The organism is Actinoplanes ianthinogenes, from assembly GCF_018324205.1.
GTDB lineage: Bacteria > Actinomycetota > Actinomycetes > Mycobacteriales > Micromonosporaceae > Actinoplanes > Actinoplanes ianthinogenes.
In genome coordinates, this window is the sequence record NZ_AP023356.1 from 6,501,607 (window position 1) to 6,523,012 (window position 21,406).

General features: G+C 70.3%; 31 protein-coding genes. 7 read left to right on the plus strand and 24 right to left on the minus strand.

Going from position 1 to position 21,406, the window contains the following annotated elements; genetic code table 11:
- Positions 1-45 precede the first annotated feature (45 nt).
- Positions 46-852, plus strand: coding sequence for a pyrroline-5-carboxylate reductase (gene proC, locus Aiant_RS29485; RefSeq protein ID WP_189336289.1), 807 nt, complete (start codon positions 46-48; stop codon positions 850-852).
- 1,225 nt (positions 853-2,077) lie between these two features.
- On the opposite strand, the gene Aiant_RS29490 is transcribed toward proC, so the two are convergent.
- Both Aiant_RS29490 and Aiant_RS29495 read right to left on the minus strand, forming a co-directional pair.
- Positions 2,078-2,755 (minus strand): DUF429 domain-containing protein, encoded by a 678-nt coding sequence (locus Aiant_RS29490; protein WP_189336290.1) that lies wholly within the window; start codon positions 2,753-2,755, stop codon positions 2,078-2,080.
- 64 nt (positions 2,756-2,819) lie between these two features.
- On the minus strand, positions 2,820-3,290 hold the full coding sequence (locus Aiant_RS29495) for a glutathione peroxidase (RefSeq protein ID WP_189336291.1): 471 nt from the start codon (positions 3,288-3,290) through the stop codon (positions 2,820-2,822).
- Positions 3,291-3,675: 385 nt separating this feature from the next.
- Here Aiant_RS29495 and Aiant_RS29500 point away from each other — a divergent pair, with 385 nt between their 5' ends.
- On the plus strand, positions 3,676-4,500 hold the full coding sequence (locus Aiant_RS29500; protein ID WP_189336292.1) for a tyrosine-type recombinase/integrase: 825 nt from the start codon (positions 3,676-3,678) through the stop codon (positions 4,498-4,500).
- Positions 4,501-4,559: 59 nt separating this feature from the next.
- Here Aiant_RS29500 and Aiant_RS29505 read toward each other — a convergent pair whose 3' ends face one another.
- Positions 4,560-4,922, minus strand: a complete 363-nt coding sequence (locus Aiant_RS29505) for a hypothetical protein (protein WP_189336293.1) — start codon at positions 4,920-4,922, stop codon at positions 4,560-4,562.
- A gap of 275 nt (positions 4,923-5,197) precedes the next feature.
- On the opposite strand from Aiant_RS29505, the gene Aiant_RS29510 reads away from it, so the two are divergent.
- The gene (locus Aiant_RS29510) at positions 5,198-5,416 is read left to right on the plus strand and encodes a helix-turn-helix transcriptional regulator (protein ID WP_229831413.1); all 219 of its coding nucleotides are present in this window, start codon (positions 5,198-5,200) and stop codon (positions 5,414-5,416) included.
- Here the strand turns inward: Aiant_RS29510 and Aiant_RS29515 are convergent.
- Genes Aiant_RS29515 through Aiant_RS29525 form a run of 3 tightly spaced genes read right to left on the minus strand, consistent with a single transcriptional unit; the run spans position 5,413 to position 6,208 of the window.
- A complete protein-coding gene (locus tag Aiant_RS29515; protein WP_189336294.1) occupies positions 5,413-5,796 on the minus strand; it encodes a hypothetical protein in 384 nt (127 codons plus the stop codon). The genes Aiant_RS29510 and Aiant_RS29515 overlap by 4 nt on opposite strands.
- Positions 5,793-5,963 (minus strand): zinc finger domain-containing protein, encoded by a 171-nt coding sequence (locus tag Aiant_RS29520; protein ID WP_189336295.1) that lies wholly within the window; start codon positions 5,961-5,963, stop codon positions 5,793-5,795. Before Aiant_RS29520 ends, Aiant_RS29515 begins: the two co-directional genes overlap by 4 nt.
- A complete protein-coding gene (locus Aiant_RS29525; protein WP_189336296.1) occupies positions 5,963-6,208 on the minus strand; it encodes a hypothetical protein in 246 nt (81 codons plus the stop codon). Before Aiant_RS29525 ends, Aiant_RS29520 begins: the two co-directional genes overlap by 1 nt.
- A gap of 465 nt (positions 6,209-6,673) precedes the next feature.
- Here Aiant_RS29525 and Aiant_RS29530 point away from each other — a divergent pair, with 465 nt between their 5' ends.
- The 4 genes from Aiant_RS29530 (at position 6,674) to Aiant_RS29545 (ending at position 8,544) form a co-directional block, all read left to right on the plus strand.
- A complete protein-coding gene (locus Aiant_RS29530) occupies positions 6,674-7,273 on the plus strand; it encodes a helix-turn-helix transcriptional regulator (RefSeq protein WP_189336297.1) in 600 nt (199 codons plus the stop codon).
- The gene (gene cutA / locus Aiant_RS29535) at positions 7,270-7,602 is read left to right on the plus strand and encodes a divalent-cation tolerance protein CutA (RefSeq protein ID WP_189336298.1); all 333 of its coding nucleotides are present in this window, start codon (positions 7,270-7,272) and stop codon (positions 7,600-7,602) included. The genes Aiant_RS29530 and cutA overlap by 4 nt, the downstream gene beginning before the upstream one ends.
- A gap of 106 nt (positions 7,603-7,708) precedes the next feature.
- The gene (locus Aiant_RS29540) at positions 7,709-8,230 is read left to right on the plus strand and encodes a hypothetical protein (protein WP_189336299.1); all 522 of its coding nucleotides are present in this window, start codon (positions 7,709-7,711) and stop codon (positions 8,228-8,230) included.
- A 110-nt stretch (positions 8,231-8,340) separates the two neighbouring features.
- Complete coding sequence (locus tag Aiant_RS29545; RefSeq protein ID WP_189336300.1) at positions 8,341-8,544, plus strand: hypothetical protein; 204 nt, start codon at positions 8,341-8,343, stop codon at positions 8,542-8,544.
- Here the strand turns inward: Aiant_RS29545 and Aiant_RS29550 are convergent.
- The 18 genes from Aiant_RS29550 to Aiant_RS29635 all read right to left on the minus strand — a co-directional run bounded on the left by Aiant_RS29550 (position 8,541) and on the right by Aiant_RS29635 (position 21,400).
- The gene (locus Aiant_RS29550) at positions 8,541-9,317 is read right to left on the minus strand and encodes a hypothetical protein (protein ID WP_189336301.1); all 777 of its coding nucleotides are present in this window, start codon (positions 9,315-9,317) and stop codon (positions 8,541-8,543) included. The two genes, Aiant_RS29545 and Aiant_RS29550, sit on opposite strands and share 4 nt — an antisense overlap.
- A complete protein-coding gene (locus tag Aiant_RS29555; RefSeq protein WP_189336302.1) occupies positions 9,314-9,595 on the minus strand; it encodes a hypothetical protein in 282 nt (93 codons plus the stop codon). Before Aiant_RS29555 ends, Aiant_RS29550 begins: the two co-directional genes overlap by 4 nt.
- Positions 9,592-9,804 carry a hypothetical protein gene (locus tag Aiant_RS29560; protein ID WP_189336303.1) on the minus strand — a complete coding sequence of 71 codons (213 nt, stop codon included), beginning with the start codon at positions 9,802-9,804 and terminating at the stop codon, positions 9,592-9,594. The genes Aiant_RS29555 and Aiant_RS29560 overlap by 4 nt, the downstream gene beginning before the upstream one ends.
- A gap of 339 nt (positions 9,805-10,143) precedes the next feature.
- The gene (locus Aiant_RS29565) at positions 10,144-10,380 is read right to left on the minus strand and encodes a hypothetical protein (protein WP_189336304.1); all 237 of its coding nucleotides are present in this window, start codon (positions 10,378-10,380) and stop codon (positions 10,144-10,146) included.
- A complete protein-coding gene (locus Aiant_RS29570; protein ID WP_189336305.1) occupies positions 10,377-10,670 on the minus strand; it encodes a hypothetical protein in 294 nt (97 codons plus the stop codon). The genes Aiant_RS29565 and Aiant_RS29570 overlap by 4 nt, the downstream gene beginning before the upstream one ends.
- A 43-nt stretch (positions 10,671-10,713) precedes the next feature.
- Positions 10,714-11,691 (minus strand): hypothetical protein, encoded by a 978-nt coding sequence (locus Aiant_RS29575; RefSeq protein WP_189336306.1) that lies wholly within the window; start codon positions 11,689-11,691, stop codon positions 10,714-10,716.
- Between the two features lie 11 nt (positions 11,692-11,702).
- Entirely contained in the window at positions 11,703-12,119 is a 417-nt protein-coding gene (locus Aiant_RS29580) for a hypothetical protein (RefSeq protein ID WP_189336307.1), read from the minus strand.
- Positions 12,120-12,128: 9 nt separating this feature from the next.
- Positions 12,129-14,837, minus strand: coding sequence for a hypothetical protein (locus tag Aiant_RS29585; RefSeq protein ID WP_189336308.1), 2,709 nt, complete (start codon positions 14,835-14,837; stop codon positions 12,129-12,131).
- Positions 14,837-16,783, minus strand: a complete 1,947-nt coding sequence (locus Aiant_RS29590; protein WP_189336309.1) for a hypothetical protein — start codon at positions 16,781-16,783, stop codon at positions 14,837-14,839. Before Aiant_RS29590 ends, Aiant_RS29585 begins: the two co-directional genes overlap by 1 nt.
- A 135-nt stretch (positions 16,784-16,918) precedes the next feature.
- Positions 16,919-17,299: a hypothetical protein gene (locus Aiant_RS29595; protein WP_189336310.1), complete on the minus strand. Its 381-nt coding sequence runs from the start codon at positions 17,297-17,299 to the stop codon at positions 16,919-16,921.
- A 1-nt stretch (position 17,300) separates the two neighbouring features.
- Positions 17,301-17,804 carry a hypothetical protein gene (locus Aiant_RS29600; RefSeq protein ID WP_189336311.1) on the minus strand — a complete coding sequence of 168 codons (504 nt, stop codon included), beginning with the start codon at positions 17,802-17,804 and terminating at the stop codon, positions 17,301-17,303.
- Positions 17,804-18,223, minus strand: coding sequence for a radical SAM protein (locus tag Aiant_RS29605; protein ID WP_189336312.1), 420 nt, complete (start codon positions 18,221-18,223; stop codon positions 17,804-17,806). Before Aiant_RS29605 ends, Aiant_RS29600 begins: the two co-directional genes overlap by 1 nt.
- Positions 18,224-18,236: 13 nt before the next feature.
- A complete protein-coding gene (locus Aiant_RS29610) occupies positions 18,237-18,983 on the minus strand; it encodes a hypothetical protein (protein ID WP_189336313.1) in 747 nt (248 codons plus the stop codon).
- Between the two features lies 1 nt (position 18,984).
- The gene (locus tag Aiant_RS29615; RefSeq protein WP_189336314.1) at positions 18,985-19,296 is read right to left on the minus strand and encodes a hypothetical protein; all 312 of its coding nucleotides are present in this window, start codon (positions 19,294-19,296) and stop codon (positions 18,985-18,987) included.
- A 10-nt stretch (positions 19,297-19,306) separates the two neighbouring features.
- Positions 19,307-19,750: a hypothetical protein gene (locus Aiant_RS29620; protein WP_189336315.1), complete on the minus strand. Its 444-nt coding sequence runs from the start codon at positions 19,748-19,750 to the stop codon at positions 19,307-19,309.
- Positions 19,747-20,730: a hypothetical protein gene (locus Aiant_RS29625; RefSeq protein WP_189336316.1), complete on the minus strand. Its 984-nt coding sequence runs from the start codon at positions 20,728-20,730 to the stop codon at positions 19,747-19,749. Before Aiant_RS29625 ends, Aiant_RS29620 begins: the two co-directional genes overlap by 4 nt.
- Positions 20,730-20,999, minus strand: coding sequence for a hypothetical protein (locus Aiant_RS29630; protein ID WP_189336317.1), 270 nt, complete (start codon positions 20,997-20,999; stop codon positions 20,730-20,732). Before Aiant_RS29630 ends, Aiant_RS29625 begins: the two co-directional genes overlap by 1 nt.
- A complete protein-coding gene (locus tag Aiant_RS29635; RefSeq protein WP_189336318.1) occupies positions 20,999-21,400 on the minus strand; it encodes a hypothetical protein in 402 nt (133 codons plus the stop codon). The genes Aiant_RS29630 and Aiant_RS29635 overlap by 1 nt, the downstream gene beginning before the upstream one ends.
- Positions 21,401-21,406 lie beyond the last annotated feature (6 nt).

Sequence of the window (21,406 nt, forward strand, 5' to 3'; positions counted from 1 at the left end):
CCGGGGACGCTCCTGTCCCCGGCATTTCTCGTTGAATGGAGCCCGATGCACACCGTCGCCATCCTCGGCACCGGCAAGATGGGCGAGCTGGTGCTCGCCGGCCTGCTCCGGTCCGGCTGGCCGGCCGACCGGCTGCTGATCACCGCCCGGCGCCCGGAGCGCGGCGCCGCGCTGACCGCGAAATACGGCGTCCCGGTGGTCGGCAACGCCGAGGCGGTCGAGCGCGCCGACATCCTGGCGATCGGGGTGAAACCGCAGGACGCCGCCACCCTGCTCGACGAGATCGGCGCCAAGGTCCCGGCCGACAAACTGGTCGTCTCGCTCTGCGCCGGCCTGCCCACCGGCTTCTTCGCCGCCCGGCTGCCCGAGGGCACCCCGGTGATCCGGGTGATGACCAACACCCCGGCCCTGGTCGACCAGGCGATGACCGCGATCTCCGCGGGCCCGCACGCCACCGGCGAGCACCTGGCCATCGCCGAGGAGATGTTCAAGCCGCTCGGCGTCACCCTGCGCGTCCCGGAGTCCCAGCAGGACGCCGTCACCGCCCTCTCCGGCTCCGGTCCGGCCTACTTCTACCTGCTGGTCGAAGCCATGATCGACGCCGGCATCCTGCTCGGCCTGCCCCGCCAGGTCGCCCACGAGCTGATCGTCCAGACCGCCGTCGGCTCCGCCGTCATGCTCCGCGACTCCGGCGAACACCCGGTCAAACTCCGCGAAGCGGTCACCTCCCCGGCCGGCACCACCATCTCCGCCATCCGCGAACTGGAAAACCACGGCGTCCGCGCGGCCCTGCTGTCGGCCCTGGAAGCCGCCCGCGACCGAGCCCGCGAAATCGCCTCCCAGGCCGTCTGACCACGTGCCCGCCGCCGGCAGGCGGCGTACCGAGACCGTTCGGGCCGCCTGATCACTTCCGGCAGGCGGCGTGTGGAGATCGTTCGGGCCGCGTGATCGCTTCCGGCGGGCGGCGTGTGGAGATCGTTCGGGCCGCGTGATCGCTTCCGGCGGGCGGCGCTTCCGGCCGCTCATTTCCTTGTACGACTCGTAGCCCCGTGACAATCGGCTCGCGAGGCCCGGCCCCCGCACGACCGCAGCGCGTGTCGTGCGGGTCCGCCTGACCTCACGGTCGCGGGTTGCGCTTCCTGCCGGCTCCCAGGGTGTCTCAGGGTGTGTCAGGCACCCGTGAGGGCCACCCGGAACCGGGCGTGCGCTGCGGCCCAGACCGCTGACTGCCCCGTATCCCGGCCGGTCAAGTGCCTCCCGCGCAAGCCGTAACCCGAGCTGGCGCTCAGCGCCCCTGTCCGGGCTGGTCAAGGGCTACCAGTGCCAGCCGTAACCCGGGCTGGCGCTCAGCGCCCCTGTCCGGCCCGGTCAAGGGCCACCAGTGCCAGCCGTGATCCGAGCTGGTGCTGAGCGCCCCTGTCCGGGCTGGTCAAGGGCTACCAGTGCCAGCCGTAACCCGGGCTGGCGCTCAGCGCCCCTGTCCGGCCCGGTCAAGGGCCACCAGTGCCAGCCGTGATCCGAGCTGGTGCTGGGTGCCCTTGTCAGGGTTGGTTGAGGGCTACCCAGCACCAGCCGTGTTCCGGGCTGGTGCTGGGTGCCCTTGTCGGGGTTGGTTGAGGGCTTCCTGTGCCAGCCGTGTCCCGGGCTCGTGCTGGGTGGCGCCCGTCCGGTTGGACAAGGGCCTTCGGCGCGAGCCGTGAACCGGGCTGGTGCTGGTGGCCCTATTCCGGGCTGGGATAGGGCCGTGAGTGCCAGCCCGATGGGTTCCGGCTGGTGCTCAGGGCCCTTGCCCGGGTCCGGATAGGGCCACCAGCGCCAGCCGGCGAGCGGGCAGGGCGGGGCAGGGCGGGGCAGGGCAGGGAGGGGGAGGGCGGGGGAATTGCTGAGGTCTGCGGGGTGTCTCGCTGGTTGAGTTGCGGTGGGTGCGCCGGTTCGTGGCGGTGGGGCGCTGGGTGGGCGGGGGTGGGGTGACCGTGCGGGGCGGCGGGCCCGCACGACACGCGTGGCGGTCGTGCGGGGGCCGGAGTCTCGCGGGCCGACGGGCACGGGACTCCGAGTCGTACAGGGAAATGTTTTTTTAATACCAAATAGCGATCTTGGAGCCGTTGTCTTCCTCGGGCGGGGAGGGGTGGGAGAGGGCGGTGCGGGTGGCGACCCGGTGAGCGGTCCAGGCGACGGCGGCGGCGTCCAGGATGTCGTCCGGTGGGGCCTGGCCGGCGGGGCCCAGCTGGTCGGGGAGGACGATGCCGTGGCGGGCCAGCAGGTCGCGGCGGCGGGCCTGACCGCTCCAGGTCTTCTTGGCGAACGGGAGGGGCTCGCCGGCCATGGTGCGGAACGAGACCTCCGGGTGGGCCTCGAAGAGCAGGCCGGGGTGGCGTTCCCAGAGCGCGTTCGCCTCGAGCAGCTTGGGGCGCAGGGCCCAGGACTGGCGGCTCAGGCCGGCGCCGGTCAGCTCACGGCAGAGGCGGTTGGCGGCGGCGAAGTCCGGCTCCATCCAGACGGCGCGCGGGGGCACCCGGAAGACGCTGCCGCGCCGGGGGCCCAGCTGGTCGGCGGCGAGGGTGTCGGCGGTGCGCCAGCGGTCCGGGAGCATGCCCAGGGGGATGTCGACGCCGATGACCGCGGCGCCGGAGCTGCCCGCGACGATCTCGTAGAGCGTCGAGGCGAGCACGGCGCGGCCGAAGGCGCCGTCGCGGAGCTCGACACCGACCCAGCCGAGTGCGTAGGCGTCGACGCCGATCACATGGATGCTCATCGCGTCACCTCCGCTGCGCTCCGGCGTCGCGATGAGCTGAGAACTGTGCCCATGAATCGGCCGCTCAGCGGGGCAGCAGCTTCTCGATGGTCGCGACCAGCTCCGGGTCGTCGGGTGCGACCTGTGGGCTGAATCGGGCGGCCACCGTGCCGTCCGGCGCGACCACGAACTTCTCGAAGTTCCACTGGACGTCCGGCCCGTCGCCGACCAGTTCCCGGTAGAGCGGGTGCCGGCCGGCGCCGTTCACCTCGATTTTCTCCGTCATCGGGAAGGTGACGCCGTAGCTGGTCCGGCAGAACTCGTCGATCTCGGTGGCGGTGCCCGGCTCCTGGTGACCGAACTGGTCACAGGGCGCGCCGAGGACGACCAGGCCGCGCTCGCGGTAGGTGTCGTAGAGCGGCTGCAACTTGTCGTACTGCGGGGTCAGGCCGCAGCGCGAGGCCACATTGACCACCAGCAGGACCGATCCGCGGTAGCGGTCCAAATCGGTCGCCCCGCCGGTGAGGGCGTCAATGCTGACGTCGAAGATGGTCATGACCGAAGCCTACGCGGTGTAGCCACGTGAATGCACGCCGTGGTCATCCCCTGATCTCCGTTAAAGCGACCTTATCGCCCCGTCACCCGAACGGATGAGCTGAAAGCGGACGCCGGCCGACGCCCTGACCGAACGGATGAGCCGATGAAAGGCCGCCCCAAGGCACCTGGTCCGTTCGCAGGAGGCCGGCGTGACAGCGCCCGCCCCGTCTCCGCCGTTCCGGCGACCTCGCGGCGCCCGAAGATGCTCCGGCCGGGTGGGAGGCCGGGCGATCGGCCCATGCCGCGGTGATCACGCCGCGACAAAGATCGATCACAGATAGGCCCCCGGCCTGGTGAGCCACCACCGGCCGGAGACCGTTTGACCGCCTACAGGGAGGCGACCCGTGTACGACGCTACGCCAGACCCCATCCGCGACTACCTCCACTACCGCGAAGCCGGCACCGGCGGCCAGAAGCCCCTCGGAGAGGCATCGCTGACGCACTACGAGGGCATCCTGCGCCGCATGGACTACGGCCTGGACCACGGCGTCCTCGGCTCCACCGGCGCCGAGCTGCGCGCCTGGATCTGCGCTGAGGGCCGCGGCAAGGCCACGCGAGCGAACTACATCACCATTGTCCGCGGATACACCCGCTGGGCGGTGCTCAACGGCTGGATCGACTACGACGCGGCGGCCGAGCTGCCGCACATCACCCCACCGAAGGGCCGGCCGAAGCCGCTGCCCGAGGATGCGCTGGCGAAGATCCGCGTCAAAGCTCACGACCCCTGGGCGCTCGCCATCGACCTCGCGGCCTACGCCGGCGCGCGATGCATCGAGATCTCCCGGCTCGACCGCGAGCACGTGACCGAATCGGTGACCCGGCTGCACGGCAAGGGCGATCGATACCGGGACGTGCCCACGCACGCCAACGTGTGGGAGCGGGTCAAGGGCATGCCGTCCGGGCCGCTGGTGATCGCCCCCAGGACCAAGGTGCGCGCGACGCCCCAGCAGGTCTCGCACGGGGTCCGCTGGGAGATGAGGCGACTTGGATACCCGGGCTACCACAACCACATGGGTCGGCACCGGTTTGGGACCAAGCTCTACGAGGCCAGCGGCAACGACCTGCGCGCCACCCAAGAGGGCCTTGGCCACTCCAGCGTGGCGACCACCCAGATCTACGTCGGCGTGGCCGCCGGCAAGCTCGCGAACGCGGTTGCCGCCCTGGCCTGAGACGACGATCGCGCCGTCGACCTCCCCTGCCGAGGTCGACGGCGCGATGCTGTTGGGGGCTACTCGCGGCGCAGCTGACGGGGACGCCGTTCGCGGCTGGCGTCGGGGGGCGAGGCGGGAGTCTCTGGGCGCGCGTAGGGGCGGCTCGCGCGCCGGGGGCTTTCGTCCTCGGCGACGAATTCGACCCTCGGCAGATCGGTCGGATCGATGTGGTCACGGCGTGCGGCGACGATCACTTTGGCCGTGCCTTCGTAGAGCATCCGCATCCCGTCCCTGTAGGTGCGGACGATACCGACGAAGCGGTAGCCCTTCCGGGTGCAGTAGTCCATGCACAGAGTGGCGTAGCGGGCGTCAATCTCTCCCTCCGTTGCGGGCACGAAGACCACGGCGGGTTCGTGCGTTGGATGGTCGGCCTGGGTCATGGTTGATCTCCCCTCAGATCGCATGATGTGGAGCCCCACCCCGACTCAGCTGATCACGAGGGGTCTATGAGAACGCGAACATGACTCACGGCAACACGGCTGTAACGTCGGGCAATATCAACATCCGCTTACATGGACCCGACCGAATGGTTGAAGATTAATTAATCCTCTTGACTATCCGGTTGACGCATGATCACTAGGCACTCACTGAGTGAGCACGCTAAGAGTCCACCTTGAGTCAACTCACTCAGTCACTCATTGCTTAGCGTGCGGGCATGGCAGACCTACCGGCCCACGGACACATGGGAGCCGCCGAGATCCGCAAACGGCTCGGCGACAACCTCTCGACCAGCCGGATCTACCAGATCACCAACAGCCGAAGCTTCCCCGCGCCGGTCGCCGAGCTGGCCATGGGCAACGTGTGGCACACCGAGGATGTCGAGGCCTGGATCCGCGAGCACCGCACAGAGATCTCGGAGGACTCGGAGAGCTAGCGCAGCCCACGCGCCATTGACTCCCAGGCCGCCTCGCGGCGTGCCTCCTCCTCGTGATGCCGGGCCTCGATCGCCGCGATCCGCTGCTCCAGCTCGGCCACGCTCGGCCCGAAAACGTACGGACGGCGGCGCACTCCGTCCTCCGGGTCGCGGCGCAGCTCGTCAGCGCCAACCAGGCTCCAGTCCCGCCGGTTCGCCGCGAATCCCGCTGGCCGTTCCCACCCTCGGGTGCGGTTCTCGGGCAGCCAGCCGAACGACCAGCCCGGATGTTCACGGTCGAGGCGCTCGCATTCGGCCAGCGCTCCAGCTGGCCATCCGGTCCGGCGGGCCATCACCCGCCGGTTGCGCCAGCTGAGGCTGTTTTCGTCCGGCGCGTTCACCGCTCAGCCGCCGGGGCGACGGCCTTGCGCCGACGGCTCTCGTGGACCTGGTCGGTCCGGAGGAACGGACGCCCGGCGATCCGGTTGATACAGCGCTTGCCGATGCCCGCTCCGCAGGCCGGGCAGTGCACCGCCAGGCGGTAGGCGTGCTCGCCGCTGACGGACATCAGCTCACCTCGCAGAACCGGTCGATGCACTTGATCAGGTCGTCCGGGTATGCGCACTCCACCGACTCGTGTCCGCCGGGCCGCGGCCGGGCGGCCTGGAACACATGCCGGCCCGGTGAGGACCCGGGGAAGAACAACGCCGGCACGTAATTGATGTCCCAGCCCGGCAGCTCGGTGGCGAGCAACGCGACAGCCAGCTGCGGATCGAGAGGCCACGTCCGGGGCTGCCGGATTGGCCGCTTCACGACAGCCTCCGCATCAGCGCGGCGAGGGCGGCCCGCTGCCTCTGGGCCGGGCACGGGTAGGCGTCCACTCCGCATCTGCATCCCACGGTCCATGGTCGGCAGCGTCTCCACCGTCGACACCGCCCGTGCTCGATCACCGTGCCGCGCACACCTGCCTCCGCCCTCACCCCTCGTGGACTGGAGCGGTGGCGGCCGTGCATTTCCAGTTAATCGACGAGACCGGCCGCCACCGCGCTGAGGGCGACGACGGACAGGCCTCGTGATCAGGGTGGTTCCCAAGACCGCCCGCCCGCCGTCGCTGGGTTCACCCATGGGACTATCTTGTCCGCCAGCAGGGCGTTCCCGTCCTCACCTTGCGGCTATATTCGTCCTATGTCAAGGACTCATCCGTCCTATCACCACTCGGAGTCGTCCGGACCCCCGTTGAATCCCCTGCGCCCCGCCTCGGAGGATGTGGGGGTGGAGATGTCAGAGATCATCCGTCAGCGCCGAGCCGAGCTGGGATTGACGCAGGCTGACCTGGCTGCGCTCGCTGGCGTGGACACGCGGCAGATCCGGCGCTACGAGGCCGGCGAAGGACAACCGACCCTGCCCATCGCCAAGGCCATCGCGAAAGCTCTCCGCGTCTCCCTCGACGAACTCGCCGGCGAACCGACCCAGCGGGTCGACGTGTCGGGCGACTGGTGGGCATGCTGGCAAACCTGGAACAACGGCCGCGAGATCCTGAACCCGCACCGGGCGCGTATCCGCCAGGTCGGCGACAATCTCGACGTGGTCGCAGTCACGCGCGGAACCCAGGCCTACGAGGACGGCGGCTACCTCTGGCGAGGCGAGATGCGGATCTGGGACAACGAGATCCTCATGGGCTGGTACGTCGCCGACGAGGGCGCGGTTCGCTCCAAGGGCACGCTGTACTTCGTCCTGCACCAGCACGGTACACACATGACAGGCCGATGGGTCGGCTTGAGCCACGACGGTCCGGTCATCACCGGGTGGGGCGCGATGGCGCGCACCGAAGATGAGGCTGTTGCACTGGTTCACCAACTGAAGGAGCAAGAGGCATGACCGACACCGGGATTTCTGAAGTCGTCATTACGGGTCCGACCGAAGACCAGGTCGTCGAGTTCACCCGCAACCTCGTGGCAGCTCGCCTGGCGGCCTGCGGCCAGACCGTCACCCGGATCCGGTCGATCTACCGGTGGGAGGGCGACGTCCAGGACGAGCCCGAGGCCCGGGTTGCGCTGCACACCCGCACCAGCCTCGTGCCGAGCATCGTCGACTACGCCAAGGACCACCATCCGTACGACGTGCCGTGCATCATCGCCCTGCCGGTGATGGCGGCGAACCCCGCCTACGTCCAGTGGGTCCTCGACTCCACGGACGCGCCCGCCTGATCGGATGATCGGCCGGAGGTCGACGCCGATCATCCATAGTCGACCCCGCGGCCGCCTGTGCTGCGGTATCAACCTGAGGCAGCAGACCGCGACCTCCGGAGATTCCATGTCCTACTACGAGCCTGCCCAGGCTCCATACATCCCGTCCGCCCAGCCGTCCGGCCCGCCGGTCTCCCCCGTCACCCCGGCTCCGCCTGCCGCGCCCCGACGGACGGGCGCCATCCTCGGCGCGCTCGTGGCCGGCATCGCCATCGGCGCCGCGGCGACCGCCGGCGGGTTCCTGTTCCTGGCGGACGATGACCAGCCCACCGCGGCGTCCGCAGCCCCTGCCACCATGCAGTTCGGCGGCGCGCTACAAGCCTGCGAGGCCGGGAACGGCAGCTACCCGGGGGCGCAGATCACCGACAGCGGGAAGACACTGATCCTGTCCACCAGCAGCAGCCAGGGCATCTCGGTGCAGAAGCTGGGCTGCGTGCTCGGCAAGCTCGGCGCGCCGGCCTCCGTGCTACAGCACGTGGACACGACTCGGGCGCTGGACGGGCAGCAGACCGACACCTGGCCGGGCGTCTCGGCGCGTTGGACGTACCACCCAGACGCCGGCCTACAGATGACGATCACCAAGGCCTGAACACGACGAAGCGCCCCGCCCCGGGACGGCTGTCCGGGGCGGGGCGCGATGTCGAGAGTTATCCCCAGGCAGGGTGATCAGGGTGGCGCGCCGGTCGGCGAGGTGGTTGCGTGATCGGAATGGAGACGCCCATCGCTGAAGCGATCGAAGCCGAACTGAACCGGATGCTGGACGAACTCGCGAAGATGCTGAACGTCGAACCTGGTCCCGAGCGTGGCCTTGGGTGGGGCGCGAACGGGCAGGGCCGGATCGTCATCCCGCTCGACGTCGTCGCGAAGCTGGCCGCCGGCGCGGCCGCGAAGGTACGAGGCTAGGCGAGCCCGGCGCCGCCCCAGATCACGCCGTCGCGTCGCCATAGCTGCGTGGCCAGCATGCCCGGCGTGACGATCTGCGACCGGGTGCCGGTGACCAGCTCCTTGCCTGCGAGCGTCCACGCCTGGTCGGCGAGCACCGAGCAGATCGCCTCGGCGGGCAGCTGCGGCCGCACGAGGTCGTCGTGCTGGTGCGACCAATACGACGCGCCGGTGGACAGCGGCCGCCGCCGGTTGATCCACCGGGCCAGCCGCTCGGCCTTCAGCCCGAACCGCCACGCGGCCAGTGCCGCGTAGCTGGCGAACGAGTACGGCACCTTCTCGCTGACGAACAGCCGGGCGATTGCCGCGGCATCCTCCGCCTGGCCCGGGTAGTCCTCCGGCAGGCGCACGTACGCGTGGCGCGGCGTCCAGTGCGAGTCGTGGCGCAGCTCGATCTCCTCGGCCCCGCGTGGCATCGCCTGGACGAGCTTCGGCGCGGTGATGACACCGTTCGGGTAGTACTCCAGGGCGACCGTGTCCCGGCGGAGCTCATCCGTGCTGGCCGGGAAATACGCCCGGGTCGTCCTGTCGTACGTGGTCGGGCCGTCGTGATGCACGCTGGCCTCGACCACGACGCCCACGTGCCGCACCGAGAGGTGGCCGGCGCGGAACACCTCGCCGAGCGCCAGCTGGCCGACGCCGACCGGGAAGACGCCTGGGACCAGGCCGCCGATCGGCCCGAACATGATGTCGCCCGGGCGGAGGTCGGTCAGCGAGCCGATCTGTACGCTCACCGCTTCACCGTCGGCCAGTGCCAGGTGCCCGGTGCCTTCCCCGGGTCGTACGGCACGTCCATCTCGTGGAAACCAGGCTGTCCGGGCGCGCCCGACTCGTGGTCAGCGCGGCTCTTCGTGGTGAAGACCCACAGGTGCGCGTGGGTACTCGACGTGAGCGGCACGCCCTGGTCGTGCTCGACGTACGTCTCGGAGTCGACGGTGACGATCGCAGGCCGCACGGCGTTGACGCCGAACCGGCCCACGTAGCGGACGATCCGGCCGACGGTCGGCTTCATCGGACCGGACCGCCCGTGGCGTACTTCGGCGCGTTCGGGACGCGCCAGGTCGTCCAGGCGACCGGGCCGCCCACGGCAATGGCGGCCGCGAGCGCCTGGGTCAAGGTCGTGTGGTCCAGGTGCCAGTTGGCTTTGGCGATGACGGCGACGGCCGCCCCGGCACCAGCGCCGACGCCGGCCACAACGGCCTTCCGGATGCGAGAGATCATAGCGATTTCCTCCGAACAGCTGTTCTAATGACGTGATGGATCGTGGGGACCGTGAGGCGTTACTTGGCCAGGAGACTCGGGCGTGGCTGCAGGAACTGGCCGACCGAGACCATGACGGCGATTGGGGTGCAGCGGCAGCGGCAGTCCTCGAGGACGCCTGCACTGCCGCGAAGGACCCGAACAACCCGTGGGTGTTCCTGGAGGCGCAGCAGCGACGCCGGATTGGCAGCCGCAGAGGCTAACGCGCTGCCCGCGGCGGCCGATCATGATGAATGCAGGGCGGCCCGGTCGGCAGCCATGGGTCACTGAAGGTCATCACCCACCCGCCGGGCGCCCGCGCTACTCCGGTGGGCAGTCCAGGTCCCGGCGCAGCTGCCGCATCGCCTCCGCGACTCGTTTGCCGGTGACGGTGGTCGGCGTGGTCTCCGACCACGCGTCGTCCTGGGTAGTGATCAGCGTGCAGAACTTCCGGTCGGACTCCGCCTGCGCGTGCAGACTGATCGCGACCGCGGTGAAGCCGGTAGTGAGCGACGAGGCGAGCAGCGCCGCCCACCAGTACCAGGTCTGCCGCCTCACCGGTCAGCCCCCGAGCCGCTCGGCGATGAGAGCGGCGACGGCTCCGAGCCCTCCGGCGGATCCGGCGACGGCGAGCCACCGGTACGCGCGGCCAGCAGCTGGCTCGCGCCCGGCACCCCGATCAGCGCCGCCCCGACCAGCGTCAGCGTGAGATTGAAATCCGCCGGCCGCACGATAAGGGCCTGGTGCCAGATGAGCCCCCACCCGCCCAGGTAGAGCGACACGTCCTTGAACAGCGTCCACCCGGACGGGCGACCACGACGTCGGCGAGAGGTTCGCGGCGTGCTCATGCATGCTGCCTGACCTTCCCCGCGTCGGGGCGGATCACGCGCGTCACGAGTCGAGGCGGTCGGCCAGCTCCTGCGCGACCTGCTTGGCGATCGTCGGCGGGATCGCGGCGGCGATCTGCTCGGCGGGGAGCCCGGCCAGCACGCCGGCCACGATCGCCTGCTCGTCGACGAGGTCCTTGCCGGTCAGCTCGGATACGCCCTTGGAGATCGCGGCGAGCTGCGGGACCACGGTGCCGGCGATCTGCGCCTGGCTCATCTGCGCATACCGGGTGGCGTACGCGAGCGCGCTGCCCCAGGTCATCAGCTCCTCGCCGGGCTTGCCGGCCACCGGCTTGATGATCGAGCCGTCCGGCATGTACCGCTGCACGGTGTCCTGGTTGATCGCCGAGTAGATCGCGGCCCGGCCGGCGGCGCTTTTCGCCCACTCGGTCATCCAGGCGCTGAACTCGTCCTTGGTCATGTCGTCCTCCTCAGGGATCAGGCCGATGTGCTGGAGCCACCTGGTGACCAGGCGGATCATGCGGTGCCCGTCGGCGTCGCGGTACTCCGACAGGTGGGTGTGCTCTCGGTGCGAGCTGTCGCCGGTGGAGCGGCGGCCGAGGTCGTCCCAGCGCTTCACCGTCTTGCCGTCCGGCGAGTAGATGACCTCGCGCAGGTCGACGGTGTCCGGGTCCCCGGCCTTGCACAGGCCGACCAGCCAGGCGTTGAAGTCGTACAGGTCGAACGTGCCCTTGGCCGTGGTGACCTTGAAGTAGCCGATGTCCATCGCGCTGGCGTAGTCATCGAGGCCGTGCTGATCGCGGCGGGACTCGTCGACCGAATACCGGTCACGCCCGGCCCGAGCGCGGATCTGGTCCTCGCCGAGGTGGTAGCTGTCGCCACCCTCGGCGTGGCTGGTGTCGCCGACGATCCCGGCCTCCAGCGGGTCGAGGTCGTTGCCGACGGTCCGACCCGGATGCAGGTCCAGGTGATCGAGCAGGATCCGCCTCGCGGCGAGGTGGTTGGGCTTGGCCGCGGTCATGGCGGTCCTCCTCAGGACTGGTAGGCGAGAGAGATCTGCACACGCTGGCCGGACGCGACGTCCAAGAACGCGGTGCTCGGGAGGGAGATCGTCACCTTGTCGGTGCCGCTCAGGAACGCGCATCCGGACTGGGTCGCCGGCGCACCGGAACCGGTGATGACGCCGGAGCCGAGCATGCCGATCCCGGTGACCGCCGCGATCGGCAGCTGCACGCCGACCCCGCCGGAAGACGCCGCATTGGCAACGATGTTGGCCTGCACGATGACCAGGCCGCCGCGTTCGACGTACCGCGCCGCGGTGACCGTCCGGGCGATCGACACCGGCGTGGTCGCCATCGCGCTGTAGAGCAGCGGCGAGTAGCTGATCCAGCCGTCGAGGGCCTCGGCGACCTCTGAGGCGACCGCGATTTCACCGGCCTGGATGGGCATCGGACCTCCTCAGAGCGCCCAGCGCATCGGCCGGGACAGACGCACAGAGCTGCCCGCGGGCAGCGATTTCGCGATGCCGTTGACCGCCCGGGTGACGGTCGCGGTCTGGGTGTACGGGCCGGTGCCTGCCGGGGCGGTGATCGAGGTGACGGTGACGTCCTCACCCGCGATCGACCAGGTGTAGGGAACGGCGGTCGTCGACCAGCAGTCCGCGGCGGTGGCCGTGGTGATCGGCAGCGAGGTGGCGCCGGCGGCCGCGGCGGAGACGAGCGTGGTGCTGGCCGAGTCCCAGCGGCTGGTTGTGGCTCCCCAGACGCCGACGTCCCATGGCCGTGCTGGAGAGCAGACGAGCTCGACGGTCCACGAGAAGTTGGACAGCCGTTCCGTCCAGCCCTCAACGATCAGGTCCAGAGGCTGGCCGGCGACGGCGCTCGGCGGGTTGGCGATCGTGATCCGCGAGCCGATCCGAACCGAGCACCAGGCGGCGATCAGCGACGGGTTGCGGGCCAGGTCGAGGCTGATCTGCGGCCAGCGCAGCTCGTCGACGGTTCCGAGGTGCAGCCGCCAGTAGGCGTGAGCGGACAGCTGGTCGGCCTGGAGGTTCACGGTCGGGTCGTCGCCGTAGACGCCGCTCTTCGCGATCGAGGCCGTGTCCTCGGCGGTGGCCTCCGAACCGTTACTCCGCAGAGTGATCCGGTTCCGCAACCTCTGATCGTCGTCGGTCGGCTCCGGCGGTTCCGCGACGTGGCCCTGGTTGAAGTCCAGGACCAGCGCGGGGGTCTGGTTGTAGCGAGACGCCCGGGTCACGTAGCCGAGTCCGGCGCCGCGCTCGTACAGCGTGCCCTGGTCGGCCGCCTCGCACTCTCGCACCAGGTCCAGCAGCACGCCCTGGGGCTGCGCGCCCATCCGTGCGGTGTTCGCCGCCGAGCCGATCATGGTGACCGGCACGTTGGTCTCGGCCGCCAGCCGGGCCAGCCGGGCGCCGGCGGTCTCCCCGGCGTATGCGGCGCTGACCGCCATGAAAGTGCCGTCGACGAACGCCAGCTGGTCGTCGCCGGCCCACAGGTGGCTGACGAGCGTGCCATCGACCGGGGCGTGCAGGGTCACCTGGGTGATGCGGTCGGCGGTGCCCGAGTACGACCCGTTGCCCATGGTGAAAGCACCCGCGCCGATCTGGTACCAGATCAGGCTCCAGTTCACGGTGCCGCCGGACTCCTGCGTTTCGAGCTGGATCGCGGACCAGCGGGTCGGATCCAGCGAGAAGGCGAACGAGCCGGTGTTCACGATCGCGGTGACGTCGTCCGCCAGGTAACCCGAGATGTAGAAACCCGTCGAGGTGGTGTAGATGATCCAGCGGACCACCGTGCCGGTCGCGTTGATCGACATCAGCCGGTTGGTGGGGTTCGGCGATGCGGAACCGGACAGGGTGGGCAGCCGGAAATAGGTCATGCAGGCGTACCCGTCCTGCGGGACCGTCCAGCGGTTGACCCGGCCCGTGATGCCCGAGACGCCGGACGTGGTCAGCACGGCCGCGCTGGACGCGCCGGGCGGGCAGTCGGCGTTGCCGAATGTCACCTGGGCTGCGGTGGCCATCGCTCCTCCGGCGATGGCCGACGACGCCTGCGTCGCGCTCGATCCGTCCTCCAGCGGCCAGTACGCGCAGACGGGCTGCGCGGACAGCTGGCGCCGGATCGGGCTTTGGAGCGCGGACTGGCCCTGCGACAGCCGCCGCAGGATTCCGGCGCCGGTGATCGGGGCGCGGACGTCGCGGCCGGACATGTCCCAGCGGACCGGCCACTCCGGGACGGGGGTGGTCGCGCGGATCGTGTCCATCCGCCAGTCGTCGACGCTGCCGACGATGGACGAGCCGTTGGTCAGGCCCGAGACACGCCACCCGAACAGACCGGTGGCAGCGCCGGTGCTCTGCGGCTGCGATTCGGTCACCGACGCGGTCCAGGCGGCCGGCTCGGAGCCGGACGCCAGCCACACCTTGATCAGGATGGTGCCGCCGATGACCAGGATCCGGTTACGCAGGACCGTCCCGGCCGACACGGTGAGCCCCGTCGAGGTGATCCCCAGGACGTCGTTGACCACGCCGTTGATGCGCTTCTGCACCTTGACGTTCACCACGCCGCCGGGCGCGATCTCGGTGTGAGCGCGGTAGTAGGTGTTCGCGTCGAGCAGCCAGAACGCGGCACCGAACACCCAGGACGCACCGGTCGGCAGGAGCGAGATGGAGCAGCTGTAGGAGATCTCGACGTCGAAGCCGGTCGCAGCCGTGGTGATCGCCAGCGCGGCCAGGTTGTCGGTGGCCAGCGACACCTGCGCGGCCGTGCCGTTCGCGGTCCACTGGGTGTTGCCGGTCCACGCGATGCCGCTGGCCGGTTCGGTGCCGAGCCCGGCGCCCGAGACTCGGCTGAACGTGTCGACCAGCCGGGTGACGCGAACCTGGACCGGTGAGCCCTTGTCGAGGGTGCCGTACAGGTCGGACAGCGGATTGGTGCGGCAGTAGCGTCCGGTCCGGTTGTCCAGGGTGACGTTGACGTTGGTCGCCCCGACCTGGGTGCCCTCGTCTTGCCGGCCGGACACGATGGTGACCCCGGCCCCGTCCCGCACGTCCGAGGTGATCTCGGAGTAGTTCCAGGTGGCCGGGTTGACCGGGTCAGCACCGGTGGCCAGGCCGACGTAGATCGGCAGCGGTGTGGTCGGGAACGCCATCAGCTCGCCGCCCGGATGTACTGGCCGAGCGAGGCCGCCAGGGCGGGCTGCGTCCGGACGGCCTTGCTCAGCAGCTGACCGAACGCGCTGTCGCCGAAGTCGAACCGGACGACCAGCTGGGCCGGGATGACCGGGGGCGTGCCGCCGGCCGGGCGACCGCCGCCGTACGACGTGCCGATCGACCGCTGGTACTGCTCGATCGACGGGACGATCTTCCCGTCCCGGTCGGGGACGAACACCTCGGGGCGCCGCTCGCCGACGACGTACGCGTGGCCCTTGCGGACCGGGCCGCCGAACTCGCGGTTCTTGTCGAGGTTGGACCGCAGCCGGGAGCTGTTGACCCCGCCGGACGTCGTGTAGTTGATGTTGACGTTCTCGTCCTTGATCGCGTGCAGCGTGTCGCTGATCCGCTTGGCGACACGCTTGGCCGCCTCCAGGCCGAGGACCTCGACCTTCGCCTGATAGGTCTTGGCGAACCGGTCACCGGACTTCTTCGCGTCGCCGAACTCGCGCTCCAAGGCCTTGATCTCGCCCTTGGTAAGGCCGGCCGCCTGCAACGTGGCGCGCAGGGCCGGGTCGAGCTTGCCGGTCGACGTGGTCGCGACCTTGCCGGCCGCGGCCTCCAACGACAGCGCGGCCTCGGTGGCCTGGCGCAGCGCGGCCCGGTACTCGGGGCTGTTCTTGCCGTGTTCCTTCTGCGCCTTGGTGGCGTCCTGCTGCGCCTTGGCGAGATCGTCTTGCGCAGCGACCAGGGCGAACGTCGGGTCGGTCAGCCCTTTCAGCGTGTTCGACAGCCCGACAAGGGCGGCCTTCTCGTCGTAGGCCGCGGCTGTGGTCTTGTCCATGGCGGTCGCCGCGTCGCCGTGCAGGGCGCGGATCTTGTGCAGCGGCTCCTCGGCCGCGCCGATAGCCAGGGCGGCCTTGCCGATTCCCTCGCCGGCCTTCTCGCCGGCCTCATACAGCCAGATCAACGGCTTCGCGGCCTCGGCAGCCGCGGCCGCCAGCCAGCCCAGGATGTCGATGGTGGTGGAGGCCGCGCTGAACACCATGGCCAGGCCATCCGCGTTGCGCTCGCTGTCGCCCGTGATCCGCCTGAGGGCCCCGCCGACCGAATCGGCGACGTCCTCGAAGCCGTCGCCGAGGACCTTCAGCAGAGGCCCCGAGTCCCCGGCGATGTCCGCGATCGTGCCGGACAGCGAGGTGACCCCGTCGAGGATGCTCTTGATGAACGGCTTGACCGCCGGGGCGAGCTTGTCGAACGCATCGCCCCACTGGTCGACAACCTGCTCACCGGCGGTGCCGAGATCGTCGAGCAGCTCCATGACCGGCTTGCCGAACGCGCTGTGCGCCCGGGCGCCGGCCTCGTCGAACAGCTTCTTGCCGAGTTCCTTGCCCGCGGCCTGGATCGCCGGATCCCGGGCGACCGCCAGCCCGATACCGATGCCGATCGCGCCCGCTCCGGCGCCGGCCGAGATCGCCCCGCCGAGCGCGCTGATGACCAGCGGGGCGGCGACCGCTCCAGCGGTAGGGCCGATCGAGCTGCCCAGCGCGGCGCCGAGCTTGGTGCCGATGCTTCGCAACTTGCCCGGCTCGACGTCCGGGACCAGGTCCTGCAGTTGCCCGCGCGCCTTGCTGAGCCGCTTCAGGTCGGTTTCGGTGCGCCGGATCGCCCCGGACAGGTCGGTACGGTCGGCGACGGTCTCCGCCTCGGCGAACGCGACGGCCAGCTGGTGGAGCTCCCGCTCGCAGGCCTCGATCTCGCGGTCGAGGTGCTCGACGTGCTCGGCGGCGGTCCGGCCGGTCCGGCCGAACTTTTCGGCCGCCCGGTCCGCGTCCTTGGCGGCGTCGGCGACGTCGTCGAGGTTATCGGCCGCCGAACGGGTGGCCGCCGCGGTCTTGTCCTTGGCCAGCAGCTCCAGCAGCAGGGAACGCTTCTCGGTCGCCACCGCCACCCCCTTGGTTCTGCTCGACCCAGTAGTCGAGGTGGGCGATGATCTGAGGCACGGTCAGGACGCCGAGCTGGTGCGGCGGGATGCCCGCCTTGAAGGTGAAGAACGGCTCGAACTCGGCGAGAAGCCGAGCTACTCCGCGGTCGGCAACGCCTGCGAATCGGGCGCCGGCGTCGGATCCAAAGGGGCAGCAACCTCCGGCTCGTCCGCCGGGGCCAACTCCCAGTCGACGAGCATCACCAGCGGCGTCCAGTCGTCGAACCGGCCGGCCAGGGCCGGGTCAGCGGCGCGAACGCCGAGCCAGGTCGCAGCCAGGTTCCCGCCGGCGGTGTCCCGGCGGCAGCCGTCGAACACGGCGGTCATGGGCACGCCGATCTCCATCTCCAGCCGGACCAGGTCGCGGGCCGGGGTGCGGACGATCGCCGCCTCGTCCCAGATGAACCAGCCGTCGCCGCACTTGGCCTTGTCAGCCTCGTCGAGGAACCGGAACCGGAATCGCTTCAGGTCGCGCACATCAGCCTCCTGCGAGCTTGGCCGCGAGCCCGTCGAGGACCTCGGCCATCTCTTTCTCGGCGACGTCGGCCGCCTTGTCGGTGCCGCGCTTGTGGAAGCCGGCTCGGATCGTCGTGGTCGCCCACGGGTTGGACTTCCGCTTGCCGGACTTGAGCTTGCGAGACCGGCCCCAGACCGGGTGCCGCAGCTCGCCCGCCTCCAGGCGCCCCAGGTCCCGCTTCTCCTTGGTGCCGTCCGCGGTGGTGGTCAGCGTGACGTTCGCGATCCGGGCGCCGGGCCGGACGTTGACCCGCCATCGCAGACTCTTCGACAGCAGCGCCGAGTAGCCACCGGAGGCCGGCATCGTCTGCTCGGCCGACGTGCGGATGCCCTTCTTGATCGGCTCGGTCGCCTTGCGCAGGCCTGCGGCCATCTCGCGGCCCAGGCCCTTGTCGCCGATCGCCTTGATCTGGGCGGCGACCTCCCGGAGCCGGCGGTCGCCGCGGATCTTCAGGTCGAGATCCATCAGGTGAGGTTGCGGGCGATCCCGGACGGGTTCGACAGCGGCCAGGAGATCTGCGTGGTGGCCAGCTCGCCGACCTGGTTGCCGAACGGGTTGTGCTGGTTCGGCAAATAGCTCCCGACGTACTCGGGGTTGGTGCTGGAGATCGCACCGGACGTCGGCCGGACCTTGACCACGACCGGCGCCTTGGTCGCGTACGCGGTGTACAGCGTCACGTCGGTGGCGGACGCGGCGAAATCCTGGTTGAACTGGGCGGACAGCGTGCTGTCGGCGAGACCGGCGATCCGGCTGCGGGCGACATCGCCGAACGCGGTGTCTTCGAGCGCCTCGTACTCCATCGGCAGCGTGACGCCGGTGCAGTACGAGGACAGGACCACCGAGTTCACCTCGAACCGGCAGTCGATCAATGCGAGCGTGCCCACGCGGGCCCTCCTTCTACTTGATGCCCGCGATGCAGGCGACGGTGAATGTGCCGGTGATCGCGGTGATCCGCAGCCGGTACCAGGTGTCGGTGATCGGGCCGGCCACCCGGGCGCCCCAGGTGTCGCCGACCGTGGTGATCCCGGAGAAGGTGATCCGTGTGGTGGCCGCGCCGAACGTGTTGTCCGGGGCGGACTCGACGACGCCGGTCAGGGTGGTGCCGACCGCGAACGCATGCAGGCCGGCGTACAGGTACTGGCCGGCGGCGACCGCGCCGAGCTGGAACGCGGTGCCGACGGCGCCGGTCGCGGTGACGTTCGCGGTCCGGTTCGATTTCAGGACGCGGCCGCGGACCGCGCCGATCCCGGCGACGCCGCCGACCTTCGCTGACTGGGCCGACAGCTGGAACGGCATGACCTCGCCGACCTGGCCGAACGTCTGATAGCTGAACGTCCGCGCCCGGTAGAAGTAGGCCACCGACTGCTCGGCGCCGTCCGGGGAGTTGGTGACCAGCCGGGGCGTGCCGCCGAGGGCCGCGAACGCGACCGGGTCGACGGCGGCGTTCGCTGCGCCGCCCTGCCACCAGCCGGCCTCGGACAGCTGTGCATCCTCCAGTCCGGCGATCCGGCTGCGAGCGCCGTCGAGGAACGCGGTGTCTTCGAGGGCGTCGTACGACAGGGCCAGCTGGGTCGAGTTCAGGTCGGCCGTCATGTCGTAGCCGCTGAACCACGTGGTGATGTTGTTGGCGGCGAAGCTGCCCATGTCAGGCCTCGGTGACCCGCTGCCCCTTGGCCTTGGCCGGGGCGGGATCCTCGATCGGGGCGATGAAGCCGCCGTAGACCAGGGCCGGGATGCTGGTCTCGACCGGGTCGAGCCACACCGTGCCGCCGCGCTCGATGTCCTCGCCGGTCTTGGCGCACACCACCGCGGTGTCCGGGTACGGCGTGACGACGTTCCACTGCTGGAACTCGCCGCTGAACCTTTCGATGTAGCAGGGGCGGCAGTACCGGATCGGCCGGATGCCGGTGCCGACGGCGATCCGGCCGTCGCCGTTCTCGCAGAGCTTGATCTCCACAGGGTGCCTCTCAGTTCAGGTTGGACATCAGGCCGACGGAGATGGTCAAGATGGACCCGGCGCCGTCGTCGTCGGTCCAGCTGTCCAGGTCCATGCCGGTGACGTGGGCGAGCCGCAGGTCCTCGATGTCGCCGGTGAGCTTGGTGTTCGTGGCGATGTAGATGCAGATGACATCGCCGATCTCGACCGCCCGGGCCTCGGCCGTCTCGGCGGTCTCCTGGCCCGGCTGGTAGACCCGCACGTGCAGCAGCAGGCTCAGGTCCTCGCGCCGCTTCACGCGGCCGCCGCCGGCCATCGAGAGCAGCTCGACCGGGCCGACCACCTGGCCGCCGTAGACCACCTCGCGCGGCAGGTCGCGCGGTGCGGAGTAGGCGACGATCACGCCGGGCAGCAGCGCGCCGAGCGGGTTGCCGTTGCCGACGAGAGCCCGCTTGGCGGACGCGGCAACGCTCACCGCCGCCCCCATGCGTGGAACACGGACGCGTTCTGCGGGCTGTAAGACAGCGTCCGGGACGCCGGGACGGCGCGGCCGGTCGCGCCGGTGCCGGTCGAGCGCCGCGAGTACCGGGAGTACGCGGCGTCGACGGTCGGGATGCCGGTCTTGAATGCGCCGGGCATGTCGAGCCGGAACGTGCCGCCGTCGGTGATCGTGAACGAGCTGGCCCGGTCCGGGACGCCGCTCTTGTTGATGTTGAGCGTGGTCCGGAAGCGGGTCAGGGCAGCCCGGACCAGGTCGGCGGGTGGCCGGTCCAGGCCGTACTCCAGCTCGACGACCACGTTGGCGCGGCCCTCGACGAAGTAGCCGCCACCGGTCCGGATCAGGGTGCCGTCGCCGGTCACCGCCAGGTCCGCCAGCTCGGCGGCCGTGAACGCGACGAACGTGCCGTCGACCGAGTCGGCCATCCGAACCGACCGGATCGCGCGGACGTCGGCGACCGACCGGGCCGGATCGGAGTGGCGCAGCAGCACCTGGCCAGTGCCGGTGCCGTCGAGGATCACCCGGTCGTAGCGCGGCACGAACGACCGGTCGCAGATCGTCTCGCACTCCGACTCCACCTCAAGGCGGGCCGCGATCAGGTCCTCGGTCGGATACCGGCCGGTGTCCGCCAGGGAGCCGTCGGAGCCGCGGCCCTCGGCGAGGGTGAAGAAGAAGCCGCCGACGATCTCGGCACCGGTCGTGATCGTGGCGGCCGACCCGCCGACGGTGCCCGACCAGGTGACCGTGAGCGTCTTCAGCGCGGCCTGCGCGGGCAGGACGAACGAGTACTCGCCCGTGTCGCCCGGCGTCGCGGTGCCGGTGGCGACCGAGGCCCCGGCCGCGTCCACCACCGCGTACGTGACGGAGGTGGACGAGGCGGTCGGGATCTCGTCGAGGAGGAACGTTGTCGACAGGGTGCCGGCGGTGTTCCTCGCGATGCGGGTCAGCGCGGGCATCAGCCGACCCGCACGTGGCCCTGAATCGCCGCGGTGCTCGACACGTAGATGCCGAGGTTGCAGCGCACCCCGTCCGGCAGCGCGATGTCCTGGAACCCGTTCGCGCCGAGCGTGAAGCTCGCCAGGACCGTGCCGGCCGCCGAGGTGCCGTCGTAGACGACGACCGCGGCGCCGGCGGTTGATCCGACCGACAGGCCCCGGTACGTGCACACCCCGGTGACGACCTGGCCGGTGCCGGTGACGTTGTACGCCGTGGCCTGGGCCGTCATCAGCGCAGCCGCACCTTCACCTGCACGAGCCCGCTCGGGATCGCGAGGCCGGCGCCGGAGTGCGTGAAGTGCGCGGTCAGCACGTCGCCGGCCACCGTCTGGAGGTCGGTGGCGGTGCTGGAGAGGGTGAGGTTCTCCGGCGTGGTGGACGCGGAGTTCCCCGACGCGTAGGAGCGGGTCGCCGGGACGACCACACCGGCGCCCGAACCGCGGTTGCGGAACGTCAGGGTGAAGAAGTTCGTGCCGTTGGCGGTGATCGCCGCCCCGGGGATCCACTTGATCTCCGTGATGGTCAGGCCGAACGGCAGGGCGATCACCGGCAGTTCGATCGGCGTGCCGGCCGCGGTAGGCGGGACCGACGCGGTGAACACCAGGTCGCCCGAAAGCTCCTTGAGCTGCATGTCTGC

Bases quoted from the DNA above. Each gene is read 5' to 3' on its own strand.
- Aiant_RS29560 (WP_189336303.1), bottom strand. From the start codon at position 9,804: ATGATCTCTCGCATCCGGAAGGCCGTTGTGGCCGGCGTCGGCGCTGGT.
- Aiant_RS29600 (WP_189336311.1), bottom strand. From the start codon at position 17,804: ATGGATCTCGACCTGAAGATCCGCGGCGACCGCCGGCTCCGGGAGGTC.
- Aiant_RS29555 (WP_189336302.1), bottom strand. From the start codon at position 9,595: ATGAAGCCGACCGTCGGCCGGATCGTCCGCTACGTGGGCCGGTTCGGC.
- Aiant_RS29540 (WP_189336299.1), top strand. From the start codon at position 7,709: ATGTCCTACTACGAGCCTGCCCAGGCTCCATACATCCCGTCCGCCCAG.
- Aiant_RS29575 (WP_189336306.1), bottom strand. From the start codon at position 11,691: ATGACCGCGGCCAAGCCCAACCACCTCGCCGCGAGGCGGATCCTGCTC.
- Aiant_RS29490 (WP_189336290.1), bottom strand. From the start codon at position 2,755: ATGAGCATCCATGTGATCGGCGTCGACGCCTACGCACTCGGCTGGGTC.
- Aiant_RS29580 (WP_189336307.1), bottom strand. From the start codon at position 12,119: ATGCCCATCCAGGCCGGTGAAATCGCGGTCGCCTCAGAGGTCGCCGAG.
- proC (WP_189336289.1), top strand. From the start codon at position 46: ATGCACACCGTCGCCATCCTCGGCACCGGCAAGATGGGCGAGCTGGTG.
- Aiant_RS29635 (WP_189336318.1), bottom strand. From the start codon at position 21,400: ATGCAGCTCAAGGAGCTTTCGGGCGACCTGGTGTTCACCGCGTCGGTC.
- Aiant_RS29510 (WP_229831413.1), top strand. From the start codon at position 5,198: ATGGCAGACCTACCGGCCCACGGACACATGGGAGCCGCCGAGATCCGC.
- Aiant_RS29570 (WP_189336305.1), bottom strand. From the start codon at position 10,670: ATGAGCACGCCGCGAACCTCTCGCCGACGTCGTGGTCGCCCGTCCGGG.
- cutA (WP_189336298.1), top strand. From the start codon at position 7,270: ATGACCGACACCGGGATTTCTGAAGTCGTCATTACGGGTCCGACCGAA.
- Aiant_RS29505 (WP_189336293.1), bottom strand. From the start codon at position 4,922: ATGACCCAGGCCGACCATCCAACGCACGAACCCGCCGTGGTCTTCGTG.
- Aiant_RS29530 (WP_189336297.1), top strand. From the start codon at position 6,674: ATGTCAGAGATCATCCGTCAGCGCCGAGCCGAGCTGGGATTGACGCAG.
- Aiant_RS29630 (WP_189336317.1), bottom strand. From the start codon at position 20,999: ATGACGGCCCAGGCCACGGCGTACAACGTCACCGGCACCGGCCAGGTC.
- Aiant_RS29625 (WP_189336316.1), bottom strand. From the start codon at position 20,730: ATGCCCGCGCTGACCCGCATCGCGAGGAACACCGCCGGCACCCTGTCG.
- Aiant_RS29610 (WP_189336313.1), bottom strand. From the start codon at position 18,983: ATGGGCAGCTTCGCCGCCAACAACATCACCACGTGGTTCAGCGGCTAC.
- Aiant_RS29520 (WP_189336295.1), bottom strand. From the start codon at position 5,963: ATGTCCGTCAGCGGCGAGCACGCCTACCGCCTGGCGGTGCACTGCCCG.
- Aiant_RS29585 (WP_189336308.1), bottom strand. From the start codon at position 14,837: ATGGCGTTCCCGACCACACCGCTGCCGATCTACGTCGGCCTGGCCACC.
- Aiant_RS29495 (WP_189336291.1), bottom strand. From the start codon at position 3,290: ATGACCATCTTCGACGTCAGCATTGACGCCCTCACCGGCGGGGCGACC.